Genomic DNA, 13241 nt, shown 5'->3' on the forward strand with positions numbered 1-13241 from the left:
TGCCGGTGGCCTCCGCCCGGCAGCCCGCCGCCGTGGTCACGGCGAGCACGGCGAGTGCCGCGGTCGCCCCCGCCCGGCCCCGCGGCCCGAACCGCCGCGCCCTGTTCGGTATCCCTGTCCGTGCCGTGCTTCCGGTGGTGCTGCGGTGTCTCATCTCGGCCCCCTGGATGTCCGGTAACTCATGAGACGGATTCCCGCTCTGCCCGGTTGCCAAAGCCCGCGCATGATGGGGGAACGGTGCCGGAACCGTGGTCACCGGTCACCGGTAAGCGGCTGCGGCGAGCGGCCCCGGCGGGAGGCACGGAGGATGACGCGCGAATCGGAGTCGGGACTGCCCGTCGAGCCGGTGTACGGGCCGGAGGCGCTGGCGGGGTGGGATGCCGGTGAGCGGCTGGGGGTGCCGGGGGGCTATCCGTTCACGCGCGGTGTGTACGGGTCGATGTACACGGGGCGGGCGTGGACGATGCGGCAGTACGCGGGGTTCGGGACGGCGGTGGAGTCCAACGCCCGCTACCGGCAGCTGATCGCGAACGGGACGACGGGGCTGTCGGTGGCGTTCGACCTGCCCACGCAGATGGGGTACGACTCCGACGCCCCGGTCGCGTCGGGGGAGGTGGGCAGGGTGGGGGTGGCGGTCGACTCCATCGACGACATGCGGGTCCTGTTCGACTCCATCGCGCTGGACCGGGTGTCCACGTCGATGACGATCAACGCCCCGGCCGCGGTGCTGTTGCTGCTGTACCAGCTGGTGGGCGAGGAGCAGGGGGTGGCGGCGCGGGACCTGACGGGGACGGTGCAGAACGACGTGCTCAAGGAGTACGTCGCGCGCGGCACGTACATCTTCCCGCCGGGGCCGTCGCTGCGGCTGACGGCGGACGTCTTCGGGTACTGCCGTGACGAGCTGCCGCGGTGGAACACGATCTCGGTCTCCGGGTACCACATGGCCGAGGCCGGGGCCACGCCGGTGCAGGAGGTCGCCTTCACCCTGGCCGACGGCATCGAGTACGTGCGCACGGCCCTGGCGGCGGGCATGGACGTGGACGACTTCGCGCCCCGGCTGTCGTTCTTCTTCGTCGCCCGCACCACGATCCTGGAGGAGGTCGCGAAGTTCCGGGCGGCCCGCCGGATCTGGGCGAGGGTGATGCGGGAGGAGTTCGGGGCGGAGGACCCCAAGTCGCTGATGCTGCGCTTCCACACGCAGACCGCCGGGGTCCAGCTCACCGCGCAGCAGCCCGAGGTCAACCTGGCCCGGGTCACCGTCCAGGCCCTGGCCGCGGTCCTGGGCGGCACCCAGTCCCTGCACACCAACTCCTACGACGAGGCCATCGCCCTGCCCACCGACAGGTCCGCCCGCCTGGCCCTGCGCACCCAGCAGGTCCTGGCCCACGAGACGGACGTGACCGCGACCGTCGACCCGTTCGCCGGGTCGTACGCCGTGGAGCGGATGACCGACGACATCGAGACGGCCGTGCTGGAGCTGATGGGGCGGGTCGAGGCGATGGGCGGGGCGGTGCGCGCGATCGAGCAGGGCTTCCAGAAGAGCGAGATCGAGCGCTCCGCCTACCGCGTCGCGCTGGAGACCGAGGAGGGCCGACGGGTCGTGGTCGGCGTCAACCGCTTCCGCCTCGACGAGGAGGAGCCCTACGAACCCCTGCGCGTCGACCCCGCCGTCGAGGCCGAACAGGCCGCCCGCCTGGCGAGGCTGCGCGCCGAGCGCGACGGGGACGCCGTGGCGGCCGCACTGGACCGGCTGCGCGATGCCGCCCGGGGCACCGACAACGTCCTGTACCCGATGAAGGACGCCCTCAGGGCCCGGGCCACGGTGGGCGAGGTCTGCGACGCCCTGCGCGAGGTGTGGGGGAGGTACGAGCCGTCGGACGCGTTCTGAGCCGGCGGGGTACCCGCGCGGGTGATCCCTCGCCGAATGCCCGCGGCCGTGGATGAGCTCGTGAACAGTGGTCCCCGGAAGGGGGGATGCCGTGGCCGTGACACAGCACGAGGAGCAGACGCACGAGCGGGAACGGCCGGGGCCGACGCCCGGCGGGGCAGCCGACCGGCTCGCGCGTTCACTGCCCGGGTATCGCGTGGAGATTCTCCGGGGAAGGCTCATCGCGACGCCGTGGGCGGACGTATCGCACGCCCTGACTCTGTCCTGGCTCGGCGAGGAGTTCGGTGCGCGGGCGCGTACCGTGGGACTGAGACTCGTCCAGGGGGTTGGGCTGTGGCTGCCTTCCGGGCCGGAGGACTACGCGATTCCCGACCTGTCGGTCGTCGAAGCCGACATCAAGGACGCCCACGTCATGAAGAACTGCTACGCCGCGCACGTCTTCCGCATGGTCGTGGAGGTGACCTCGACCAACTGGGCGGACGACCTCGGTCCCAAGGTCGAGGACTACGCCCAGGCGGGCATCCCGGTCTACGTGGTGGCCGACCGCAAGCACGACCGGGTGCTGCTCTGCACCGACCCCCGGGGCGGCGAGTACAAGAACAAGGTGCACCACGGGCGCGGGACCTCGTTCACCGTGCCGGAAGTGGCCGGGGTCGAGATGAAGCTCTCCGTGGACCGTCTCCTCGACGGCGACGAGGACTGACCCCGGGCCGCTTCCGCCCGGGGTTTCCCGAACCCTGGAACCCCCTGGACAGGGAGTCGTACTCGCGTGCGACACTCCGGTTCATGCTGGGTGTCACCGATCTTCCGACCTATCTCGCCGGCCTGGTGCTGATCGTCCTTCTGCCGGGACCGAACTCGCTGTACGTGCTGTCCGTCGCCGCCCGGCGCGGGGTGCGGACCGGGTACGTGGCGGCGGCCGGGGTGTGGACCGGGGACACCGTGCTGATGACGCTGTCCGCGCTCGGGGTCTCCTCGCTGCTGCGGACGAACCCGGTGCTGTTCACCGTCGTCAAGTTCGCCGGCGCGGGCTATCTGACCTGGATGGCCGTCGGCATGCTGCGGGCCGCGGTCGCCATGTGGCGCGAGCGGCACCGGAAGGCGGCCGAGCCGGCCGGGGAGGGCGACGGGGCCCCGGCACCGGCGACGATGGAGCGGCCGTACCGGCGGGCGCTGGTGGTCAGCCTCTTCAACCCGAAGGCGATCCTGTTCCTGGTGTCGTTCTTCGTCCAGTTCGTCGACCCCGACTACGCCTATCCCGCGCTGTCCTTCCTGGTACTGGGCGCCCTGCTGCAGATCGCCAGCGCCCTCTACCTGTCGATGCTGATCTTCGGCGGCACCCGGCTGGCCACCGCGTTCCGCCGCCGCAAGCGGCTGTCGGCGGGGGCCACGTCGGCGGCCGGGCTGCTGTTCCTCGGGTTCGCCACGAAGCTCTCGCTCAGCAGCGTGTGACGCTCCGGCTCGGCAACGTGTGACGCCACGGCTCAGGGGGCCGTGACCGGGGCGAGCCCGAACCGGGCCAGGTATCGCACCAGCTCCGAGGGGTCCTCGCCCGCCCAGCCGATGTAGCCGTCCGGGCGGACCAGGAACAGGCCCTCCCCGTACGCCTCGTGGACGCCGGTGCGGTGCGTCCGGAGCGGGCCGCCGTCGGGCAGGGGGAGCACGGGCGGTCCGGTGTCCGGGCCGACCGCCAGCAGGGTGAAGTGCGGGCCGCGGAAGACGTCGAAGAGGCGCCGCCCCCCGTCCGTCGGGCCGTCCGGGGCGCGGTCGCCGGAGTGCAGGACCCCGGCCCGGCCCACCGACAGCGGGCCGGTGCGGTAGCCGAGGCCGAGCTGCTGGACCGCCGCGCCGCGCTCCTGCTCGCCCCGGTGGATGCGGGTGGACAGGCCGAGCACGTCGGCGGCGACCGGGCGGCGCTCCTGCTCGTAACTGTCCAGCAGGGCGTCCGGCGCCCCGTGCCGCAGGACCTGGCCGAGCTTCCAGCCCAGGTTGTACGCGTCCTGCACGCCGGTGTTCAGCCCCTGGCCGCCCGCGGGGGAGTGCACGTGCGCGGCGTCGCCCGCCAGGAAGACCCGGCCCGCGCGGAACCGGTCGGCCAGTGCGGCGCGCGGCCGGAAGTCGGAGGCCCAGCGGACCTCGGTGACGTCCCGTGCCGCCAGGTGGGTACGGGCGGCGACCAGGGCGCGCACCCCCTCCGGCGACGTGTCGGGCTCGCCCTCCTCGAACCGGGCGACCAGCTGGAAGTCCGCCGTGCCGGGCAGCGGGCAGAGCGTGAGGAAGCCCTGCCCGTCGGGCATCACGTGCCAGTTGAGCCGGTCCAGCGCGTCCTCGGCCACCCGCACGTCGGCGACCAGCATCGGCGCCGGGTCCACGTCCTCGCCGGTCATCGCGATGCCCAGCGCGCGCCGCACCGTGCTGCGCCCGCCGTCCGCCGCGACCAGGTAGGCGGCCCGGACCGGGCCCGTGGTCAGGTGGGCGGTGACGCCGTCCGCGTCCTGGTCGAGGCCGGTCAGCGCGGTGGAGAAGGCGACGTCGCCGCCCAGTTCGCGCAGCCGGGCCAGCAGGATCTCCTGGGTGCGCCACTGCGGCATCAGCCACGGCTCCCCGTACGGCTCGGTCCCGGTCGGGGCCGCGCGGCGGAACATGTCGTGCTCCCGCAGCCGCTCCCCGTCCTTCCAGACCATCCCCACCGGGGCCGGGCCGCCGTGCTCGCGGACCGCGTCGCCGACGCCGAGGTCGTCCAGGACCTCCCGGGTGCGCGGCTGGATGCCCTTGCCGCGCGAGCCGGGGAAGAGGCCCGGCGCCCGCTCGGCGACCAGGACGCGCACACCGCGCCGGACCAGGTCGCAGGCGAGGGCAAGTCCGCACGGACCGGCGCCGACGACCACGACCTCGGGCCCGGGCGCCGTCACGCCCACCGTTTCCTTAACGCCGTTAAGTTCCATGGTCGGGAGTGTGGGCTTAACGCTGTTAAATTGTCAAGGTGGGTACGACGAAGATCGACCGGGCCCGGGTGGCCGACACCGGGCTGCGGCTGTTGAACGAGGTGGGCCTCGACGGCCTCACCCTGCGCGCCATCGCCAGGGAGCTGGACGTCAAGGCGCCCGCCCTCTACTGGCACTTCAAGGACAAGCAGGCGCTCCTCGACGAGATGGCCACCGTGATGTACCGCCGGATGCTCGACGAGGGGCTGCCGAGCCCGGTCCCGGAGCGCTGGCAGGACCAACTCGTCTCGTACAACAGCGCGTTGCGCGCCGCCCTGCTGCGCTACCGCGACGGGGCCAAGGTCTACAGCGGCGCCAGGTTCACCGGCACCGACCACGCCGACGGCCTGGAGGCCCATCTGCGGACCATGGTCGACGCCGGGTTCGAGCTGTGGCAGGCGGTGCGGGCGAGCACCACGGCCTACTCGTACACGATGGGCTTCGTCACCGAGGAGCAGGGCGTCCTGCCGATGCCGGACGAACGGCGGGACGGCTTCGACATCGGCGAACGGGCCGACCGCATGGCCGCGTACCCGCTCGCCGCGGCGGCCGGTGCCGAGATCTTCGCGAACTACGACGAACGCTTCGACGACGGGCTGCGGCTGATCGTCGCGGGCATCGAGGCGCGGTACGGGGTGTCCTGACGCCCGCGCCCGGCTGACGCCCGCGCACCGTCGATGCCCGCGCCCGGCTGACGCCCGCGCCTCGCCGGCCCGCGCCCGGCTGACGCCCGCGCCTCGCCGGCCCGCGCGCCTCGTCGGCCCACGTGTGCCGGTCGGCCCGCGTGTACCGGCCGGCCCGCGTGTATCGGTCGGTCCGTGGGCCCGGTCGGCCCGGCCCCGACACCGCGTCACGCGAGCGTCGTCCAGAGTTCACCACCCGTCGCCCCGTCGGCCACCCCGTCCTCGGCACGCCTGATTACGTTGGGCGGCCACAAGACCGAAGGCGAGGGCCGGCGTGCCGAAACTGTCCGTTGTCGTACCGCTCCACAATGTCGCCCCGTATGCCGACACCACGCTGGGCAGCCTGGCCCGCAACGCGGCCGGGGACGTGGAGTTCCTGCTGGTGGACGACTGCTCCACGGACGAGACACCGGCCGTCATCGACCGCTGGGCCGCGAGACTCCCGCAGGCCCGGGTCATCCGCCACGAGGTGAACGTCGGCATCGCCACCGCCCGCAACAGCGGCATCGAGGCGGCGGACGGGGAGTACCTCACCTTCCTCGACGGCGACGACTGGTACGCCCCCGGGCACCTGGACCGGCTGCTGCGCGCCACCGAGGAACTGGGCGTCGACTTCGTCCGCCACGACCACGTCCAGGCGACCGGCACCGGCCGGGTGGTCCGCCGCGCCCCGGCCCGGATCCGGGACCGGGCGACCGACCCGCGGGAGGGCATCGCGTACCCGGGGATGGAGACGATGGTCGACTACCCCTTCGTCTGGGCCGGCCTCTACCACCGGCGGCTCTTCGAGGACGGGGACATGCTCTTCGACCCGGCGCTGCGCACCGCCGAGGACCGGCTGTGGACCTGGCGGCTGCACCTGCGGGCACGCTCCTGCGCGGTCCTGGGACTCCACGGGATCTTCTACCGGCGCGGGGTCACCACCTCGCTGACCCAGATCAAGGACTCCCGCCAGCTGGACTTCTTCCCCGCCTACGACACCCTCCTGGCGGAGCTGGAGCAGGACCGGGACGCGGAACTCCTCCTGCCCAAGGCGGTCCGCACCTACTGCGCGCTGATCGCCTTCCACACCGAGAAGGCGGAGGAGTACGAGGCCGCCACGGCCCGCCGGCTGCGGCAGGAGTCGGCCGCCGCGCTGCACCGCATGCCCCCGCACGTGCTGGACCACATCCTGACGACGATGGACACGAAGCGCAGCACCTTGCTCCGACGCCTGCGTGACAAGCAGAAGGCCGCCTGATCATGCCCACCCGCACCCAGATCTTCCAGGTCTCGACCCTGTACGGGGCCGCCACACTCGCCGCCGCCCTCGACGCCGGCCAGTTCGGACCGCCGGCGGACAGCCGCCGCATCCTGCTGGTGTGCAACAACGCCCCGGTGCCGGAGACCGCCGCCGGACCGGACGCGCTGCTCGGCTACGACCGCATCGCCGCCCGTTTCGACTCCGTCATCAGCTGGAACGAGACGATCCGCCCCTACCACCCCGGCGCCTGGGGGCCGCGCGCCGACGACGTCGTGCTGTGGCAGCGCGCGCTGCGGCTCGCCTGGGGACTGGGCGAGGAACCCGTCGAACTGGCCCTGGAGTCCATCCAGGTCGACCCCGCCCGCGCACTCGCGGCGATCTTCTCCGAGAGCGCCCTGCACGTCTACGCGGACGGCCTCATGAGCTACGGCCCCACCCGCACCAGGCTGCCCCAGTCGATGGGCTGCCGCATCCGGCGGGTGCTCCACCTCGACCTGGTGCCCGGCCTGAAGCCCATGCTGCTGTCCGAGTTCGACGTGGAGACCGAACTCGTACCGGAGGACGCCTTCCGCAAGGTCCTGGGCGAGATCGCCGCGTCGGCCGACGGCGACCGGCAGCTCGCCGGGGCGGTCGCGCAGGCCCCCACCGCCGTGCTCCTGGGCCAGTACCTGGCCGCCCTCGACATCCTGACCGTCGAGGAGGAGGAGGCCCTGCACATCCGCATGCTGCACGGGGCCGCCCGGGCCGGTCACACCCGCGTCCTGTTCAAGCCCCACCCCACCGCCCCCGTCCGCTACTCCGACGCCCTGGAGCGGGCCGCGGCCGAGGCCGGGGTCCGGCTCGTCACGCTGGACACGCCCCTGCTGGCGGAGACCCTCTTCGAGCGGTGCGCGCCCACGCTCGTCGTCGGCTGCTTCTCGACCGCCATGCTCACCGCCGCCGTGTACTACGGCATCCCGGTCGCCCGCGTCGGCACCGGCCTGGTCCTGGACCGCATCGCCCCGTACGAGAACAGCAACCGCGTTCCGCTGACGATCGTCGACCACTACGTGCCCGACCTGGAACGGCACGGCGGCGGAGAGGTGCCCGCCCTGCCCGGCACCGCGCCCGCGACCCTGGGACCGCTGGTCCGCACGGTCGGCTACTGCATGCAGTCCGAACTCCACCCGGAGCTGCGCGACGAGGCGGAGAGCTGGCTGCGGGAGCGGCTGGACGACAGCACCCGGCGCTACTTCAAGCGCCAGCGGCTCGGCAAGCTCTCCCTGCCCGGCGGCAGCACCCCGGGCGCCGCGGCCCGGCTGCGCAGCACGGTACGGCGCACCCGCAGCACCCTGCGGGTGTGACGGCCTCCCCGCCGGTACCGCCGGCCTCCTCGCCCGCATCGCCCGCGCCGTCCGCATCGCCGGTCTCTCCGCCCGTACCGGTGGCGGCGGATCCGCGGGGCGGGCGCCCGCCCCGCGAGCACCGCCACGACATCGACCTGATCAGGCTGCTCTGCTCGGTCGGCGTGATCCTCTGCCACACGGGCTCCGCGTTCGTGAACGCCGTCGGCCGCGAGCCCTCGGGCGGGGCGGGCACCTACTGGGCGGGGCTGGTGGCGGACTCGGCCGGCCGGTTCGCCGTGCCGCTGTTCTTCGCCATCGCCGGATGGGTCGTCCTGGTCGGCGCCCCGCCGAAGGACGGCGCGCAACTGCGGCGGCGCATCGTGCGCATCGTGCTGCCGCTCGCCGTGTGGACCGCCCTCCACCTGGCATGGGGGCGGCTGCGCGGCACCAACGACGACCCGGTCGGCGACCTGGCGCTCGACTCGCTCCTCGCCTCGGTGCGCCCCGCCTACCACCTCTGGTACCTGTACGCCTACATCCCCGTGATCATGCTCCTGGCCTTCGTGGTGCTGGTGCGGTCGGGCAGGCGGCCGTGGGGGCTGGGCGCGGCGCTCCTGGTCCTGGCGGCGGCGCCGTCCCTCTTCGGCGACCTCTCCGAGGTCACCGGCACCGAACTGCCGCGCTTCGGCTGGGGCTTCGGCCCGTACCAGCTGATCTACGCGGTGCTGGGCGCGTTCCTGCTCGCGCTGCCCGCCGGAGCCACCGGGCGCAAGCGCCTGCTGTGGACCCTGCCCGCGCTGGTGGCGCTGGCCGCGGTGATCGGCTACCAGTACCGGGTCCACTACGCGATCCCGTACGCCAGTGTGCTGGTGGCGCTGTTCAGCGCGGGGGTGCTGCTCTCCCTGCACCGGCTGCGGATTCCCGAGGGGCTGCGCCCCCGTCTGACCCGGCTGGCCGACGCGTCGTTCGGCGCCTACCTGGTCCACGTCCTGGTCCTCGGCGTGCTCACGGACCTGTTCGTCTCCACCGGCCTGTCCCTGCCGTCGGCCGCCGCGCTGATGGTCGCGGTGACGGCGGCGACCACGCTGCTGTCGTTCGGCGCGGCGCTGCTGTGGGGACGGCTGGGGATGAGCAGGGTGCTCGGCTGAACCCGGTGTTCCGGGCGGGACCGCCCGCCCGGAACACCGGGAGCCCCGGGTCAGCGCAGTACGGTCCGTCCCAGCCGGCGCGCCTTCCGGGCCGCCCGCCGCACCGCCGGTCTGCGGGAGAGGGCGGCGAGCCGGCCGGGCAGACCGCCGGGGAGCCCGAGCACCGTGAGCCTGCGCCGCGGGAACAGCCGCTGCTCGTCCGGCGTGACGCCGTCCGCGAGGTACGCGGTGGCGGCCGGCCGCAGCCCCGGGTGGATCCGCGGCTGCATCGTGAACCCGATCGCGGCCACCAGCCGACCCGTGTCGCCGGGCGTCCGGGTGCGCCCCGTCTCCAGCTCGGGCAGCAGGGTGTGGGCGAGGACCGCCGGTACCCGGTTGCTGTTCTGATACGGCGTCAGCCTCTCCAGCAGCATCCCCGTACCGGTACGGGCGGTGTCCAGGCCGTACAGCTGCCGGGCCGTGAACAGCGCGGTGGAGAAGCAGCCCACGACGAGCACCGGACGCAACCGCTCGTACAGCGTCTCCGCGAGCACCGGCGCGTCGAGCACGGTGAACTCCACGCCGAGCCGGGCGGCCTCGGCCTCCAGCAGCCGGGACCAGCGGGCGGGCGCCGTCGGATGGGGCTTGAAGACGATCTGCCGGTGCCCGCGCGCGGCGGTCCCGCGCAGCATGCGCAGGTGCAGCTCCTCTTCCTCCTCGGCGGTGAGGATGTCCAGCGCCGAGAGGTACTGGCCGAGCAGGAGCGCCGGAGCGTCGTACGGGATCTCCGGTGCGGGCGTGCGCGCCCCGATCTGTCCGAGGACCGCGCGGAAGGCGTCGTCGGGAACGGTCTCCGCCCCGACGCCGAACTCCGTGAGCAGCAGGGGTTCCAGGCCCGGCACCAGATCGAGGTGGAGGACCCGGCGCACCCGCGTGCCGAGCAGCGGGTCGAGCTTGATCCGGGTGGGCCCGTAGCTCATCAGCCCGTCCGCGTACACGTCCACGGCCGCGCCCGTGAAGATCCCGGTGACGGCGAGGGCCGGGTTGACCTGGATGGACTCGACGGCGAACTCGACGTCGTCGTCGCCCAGTTCCCACAGCCTGCGCAGATGGCGCTCCCACAGCGGTACGTCCTCGGTCCGCGGCGACCAGCCCGACGGGTGGAACGGCTCGATCGCCGCGTTCCAGGAGAGCACCTCGTCGAACCGGTCCCGGATCGCCTCGAAGCCCGGCATCGCGTCGAGCGGCGGCGCGACCTCGGGGACGGCGGCGTTGTTGCTGATCAGCAATATGCGCCGGTCCGCGGGCCGGATGAGGCCCGTGTCGACGGCCGCGGCCAGGGTGGCCGCGCCGTAGAGGGTGGAGGCACAGAGGATCTGAGTGGTCATGCGGCGGCCCTCGCGGCGGCGAAGGGACGACGGCGCAGCCGTCGCAGCCGGGCGGACCTGTCGGCGTCCATGGCGTCGATCGTCTCTTTCAGAATGTCCTGCGGCATGCGGTGCAGCGCTGCCGCGCCCCTGTCGAGAAGGCCGCGGGCGACGGCCGGCTCGAATTTCGAAATGGTCGCCAAATGGTGGGAGATCAGTGCGCAATAGGTGCGCACCGCTTTCGGCAGCAGCGCGTCGGCCTCCGGATCCCGTGCGGTCTCGTCGAGGACCTGGTCGAACGCGCGAATGAAATCGAGTTGCCGGATGTCGCCGATCTGGGTCAATGAGGAGGAGACCCCGCGCCGGTAGAAGACCCCGAGCAGGCCGACCGCGGCGAACGACTCCGCCTCCCGGTGCAGCCGCCAGATCCACGGCCGGTCCTCGGCGGTGCGCAGCCCGTCCGTGAAATGGATCAGTCCGCGCTCCACCAGGCGGCGGTGGTAGACGCCGGCCCAGGCGTACGGGTAGTCGACGGAGGTGGTGCGCCCGACCGGGAGGATCGCGTCGCGCGGGTTCATCGGCACGTCCCGCAGGCCGTGCGGCACCCGGGCCACGGTGCGCGACCTGGCGTGGCACTGCACATGGTCGGTCCGCAGGAAGTCGCACCCCAGCCGGTCCATGGCGGCGACCAGTTCGGCGCAGTACCCGGGGGCCAGCCAGTCGTCCCCGTCGAGGAACGTGACGTACTGGCCGCCCGCCGCGTCGAGGCCGGTGTTGCGGGCGGTCGCCAGCCCCTGGTTCTGTTCGTGCCGCCGCAGCACCACCCCGGGGATCTCGTCCCGCGCCCGGAGCAGGACGTCCGCGGTCCCGTCGGTCGAGGCGTCGTCGACGAGGACGAACTCGAAGTCCTCGCGCGCGTTGGCGCGCAGACTTCGAAGGGTGTCGGAGGCATATGTCCGCACGTTGTAGAACGGCACGATGACGGAGAGCTTAACCACTCGGTCAAGCTAAGGGCGGTTTCGGCATTTACCTTGTCCCGGAGAAGTACTGCGGGTGAACGGCGCATGCGGAAATGGTGAACCGGCGTGAATGCGCGGGTTCTCCGGGGCGTGAACCGGGCCGATTAGCCAATCGTCGACGGGCTGTTAACCAGCTGTTGCCGTCGCGTTGGGCCGCGAATCGAAATGCCTTCCTAAGTTCTGGGACGTGCCCCCACGTACCGAAAAGACGACCGCCCTCCGGGTAGCCGTGCTCGCCGACTCCGACACCCGGTGGAAATGGGGCGCGCTCACCGCGCGCCGCCTCACCGCCGGTGCGTCCGACGCGTCGGCGCAGCGCGTCGAGATCAGCGGACTGCTGCTGCGCGGCCGGGCCACCCCGACCCCGCGCCAGCTCGCCGAGGTCGGCGACGTCGGCATCGGACCCGACCGGGTGCGCGAGGTGACGGCCGTCGAGTTCCTGCACGCGGTGCGCGACGAGGGGTACGACGTGGTCGTCCTCGCCCTCGTCGGCGGCGGCGTCCAGGCCATGCTGCACGGCCTCGCCGCGCTGCGGCTGCCGACCCGGCCCGTCGTCGTCACCGGCTACGTCGGCGTCGTCTACGAGAAGCTCGCCGACGGACTGCTGCTGCGGCACGGCGCGGACGTCGTCCTCGCCAACTCCCGCCACGACGCGGAGCGTTTCCGCGCGGTGTACGAGGGAGTGGGCGCCGACGCCTCGGCCGTCACGGAGGCCGCCCTGCCGTTCCTCGGCGGCGAACCGCACCGCCCGGAGAAGGGCCGCGACACCGTCGTCTTCGCCGCCCAGCCGTCCGTGCCGGCCTCCCGCGCCGACCGCACGTACCTGCTGCGCAGGCTCGTCGAACACGCCCGGCTGCACCCCGGCCGCGAGGTGGTGCTGAAGCTGCGCTCCAAGCCCGGCGAGCACACCACGCACATCGAGGAACTCCCGTACCAGCGGCTCGCCGAGAGGCTGCCCGGCGGGACGCCGCCCAACTTCCGCCTGGCGTACGGGAACATGGGCGAGGTCCTGGACCGCACCGACCTGCTGGTCACGGTCTCCTCGACCGCCGCGCTGGAGTCCCTGCACCGGCGCATCCCGACCGCGGTCCTCACCGACCTCGGCGTCCGCGAGGCCCTCGGCAACCACCACTTCGTCGGCTCCGGACTGCTCACCTCCTGGGACCACCTCGACGGCGGGCTGCGCCCCGAGCCCGACCCGGAGTGGCTGGCCGGCCAGGGCGTCGCCGCCGACGGCACGTACGCCACCGCCTACGACCACGCCCGCGCCCGCGTCGACGCGCTGCTCGCCGCCCCCCGGCTGCCCGACCTCGCCCCCTACTACACCCCGGCCACCGCGCCCGGCTACCTCCCCGGCATCCTCGCCCGCCACCACCTCGCCCCCGACGGCCACCCGCTGCCGGGCGCCGAACGGCCGCGCGAGACGGGCGGGGTGCGCGGAGCGGTCCGCGAGGCGGTCCGGGAGGCGGCGCGCGGCGCGTACCGGCAGGGCGTCCAGCGGGTCGCCCCCGTCATCCGGCGGATGGGCGAGCTGTGACCCCGCCGCCCACCGTGCTCGCCGTGATCCCCGCCCCCTCCGACCCGACCCCGACCCCAGGAGCAGCG

General features: G+C 73.2%; 11 protein-coding genes. 8 read left to right on the forward strand and 3 right to left on the reverse strand.

The genetic code is table 11. The features are described from left to right. The first annotated feature begins 307 nt into the window (after window positions 1-307). The 3 genes from EAO76_RS28745 (at window position 308) to leuE (ending at window position 3340) form a co-directional block, all read left to right on the forward strand. A complete protein-coding gene (locus tag EAO76_RS28745; protein WP_148838822.1) occupies window positions 308-1888 on the forward strand; it encodes a methylmalonyl-CoA mutase in 1581 nt (526 codons plus the stop codon). Window positions 1889-1979: 91 nt separating this feature from the next. Continuing rightward, window positions 1980-2591 carry a Uma2 family endonuclease gene (locus EAO76_RS28750; RefSeq protein ID WP_148838823.1) on the forward strand — a complete coding sequence of 204 codons (612 nt, stop codon included), beginning with the start codon at window positions 1980-1982 and terminating at the stop codon, window positions 2589-2591. 83 nt (window positions 2592-2674) lie between these two features. Next, window positions 2675-3340 (forward strand): leucine efflux protein LeuE, encoded by a 666-nt coding sequence (gene leuE, locus EAO76_RS28755; RefSeq protein ID WP_148838824.1) that lies wholly within the window; start codon window positions 2675-2677, stop codon window positions 3338-3340. Between the two features lie 32 nt (window positions 3341-3372). On the opposite strand, the gene EAO76_RS28760 is transcribed toward leuE, so the two are convergent. Continuing rightward, window positions 3373-4833 carry an FAD-dependent monooxygenase gene (locus tag EAO76_RS28760; RefSeq protein ID WP_148838825.1) on the reverse strand — a complete coding sequence of 487 codons (1461 nt, stop codon included), beginning with the start codon at window positions 4831-4833 and terminating at the stop codon, window positions 3373-3375. A 38-nt stretch (window positions 4834-4871) separates the two neighbouring features. Between EAO76_RS28760 and EAO76_RS28765 the strand changes: the two genes are divergently transcribed. The 4 genes from EAO76_RS28765 to EAO76_RS28780 all read left to right on the forward strand — a co-directional run bounded on the left by EAO76_RS28765 (window position 4872) and on the right by EAO76_RS28780 (window position 9271). Then, window positions 4872-5516: a TetR/AcrR family transcriptional regulator C-terminal domain-containing protein gene (locus tag EAO76_RS28765; protein WP_148838826.1), complete on the forward strand. Its 645-nt coding sequence runs from the start codon at window positions 4872-4874 to the stop codon at window positions 5514-5516. 313 nt (window positions 5517-5829) lie between these two features. Next, window positions 5830-6795, forward strand: coding sequence for a glycosyltransferase family 2 protein (locus tag EAO76_RS28770; protein ID WP_148838827.1), 966 nt, complete (start codon window positions 5830-5832; stop codon window positions 6793-6795). Between the two features lie 2 nt (window positions 6796-6797). Next, entirely contained in the window at window positions 6798-8141 is a 1344-nt protein-coding gene (locus EAO76_RS28775) for a polysialyltransferase family glycosyltransferase (protein ID WP_148838828.1), read from the forward strand. Continuing rightward, window positions 8138-9271, forward strand: coding sequence for an acyltransferase (locus tag EAO76_RS28780; protein WP_148838829.1), 1134 nt, complete (start codon window positions 8138-8140; stop codon window positions 9269-9271). Before EAO76_RS28775 ends, EAO76_RS28780 begins: the two co-directional genes overlap by 4 nt. Before the next feature lie 50 nt (window positions 9272-9321). On the opposite strand, the gene EAO76_RS28785 is transcribed toward EAO76_RS28780, so the two are convergent. Beyond that, window positions 9322-10638, reverse strand: coding sequence for a polysialyltransferase family glycosyltransferase (locus EAO76_RS28785; protein ID WP_148838830.1), 1317 nt, complete (start codon window positions 10636-10638; stop codon window positions 9322-9324). Next, window positions 10635-11615: a glycosyltransferase family 2 protein gene (locus EAO76_RS28790; protein ID WP_148838831.1), complete on the reverse strand. Its 981-nt coding sequence runs from the start codon at window positions 11613-11615 to the stop codon at window positions 10635-10637. Before EAO76_RS28790 ends, EAO76_RS28785 begins: the two co-directional genes overlap by 4 nt. Window positions 11616-11823: 208 nt before the next feature. Here EAO76_RS28790 and EAO76_RS28795 point away from each other — a divergent pair, with 208 nt between their 5' ends. After that, window positions 11824-13173 (forward strand): DUF6716 putative glycosyltransferase, encoded by a 1350-nt coding sequence (locus tag EAO76_RS28795; RefSeq protein WP_148838832.1) that lies wholly within the window; start codon window positions 11824-11826, stop codon window positions 13171-13173. The last annotated feature ends 68 nt before the right edge of the window (window positions 13174-13241 follow it).

The sequence above is a fragment of the Streptomyces sp. sk2.1 genome, from assembly GCF_008120935.1.
GTDB lineage: Bacteria > Actinomycetota > Actinomycetes > Streptomycetales > Streptomycetaceae > Streptomyces.

Excerpts from the sequence above, each read along its gene's own strand:
- EAO76_RS28745 (WP_148838822.1), top strand. The coding sequence starts at position 308 with ATGACGCGCGAATCGGAGTCGGGACTGCCCGTCGAGCCGGTGTACGGG.
- EAO76_RS28785 (WP_148838830.1), bottom strand. The coding sequence starts at position 10,638 with ATGACCACTCAGATCCTCTGTGCCTCCACCCTCTACGGCGCGGCCACC.
- EAO76_RS28760 (WP_148838825.1), bottom strand. The coding sequence starts at position 4,833 with ATGGAACTTAACGGCGTTAAGGAAACGGTGGGCGTGACGGCGCCCGGG.
- leuE (WP_148838824.1), top strand. The coding sequence starts at position 2,675 with ATGCTGGGTGTCACCGATCTTCCGACCTATCTCGCCGGCCTGGTGCTG.
- EAO76_RS28775 (WP_148838828.1), top strand. The coding sequence starts at position 6,798 with ATGCCCACCCGCACCCAGATCTTCCAGGTCTCGACCCTGTACGGGGCC.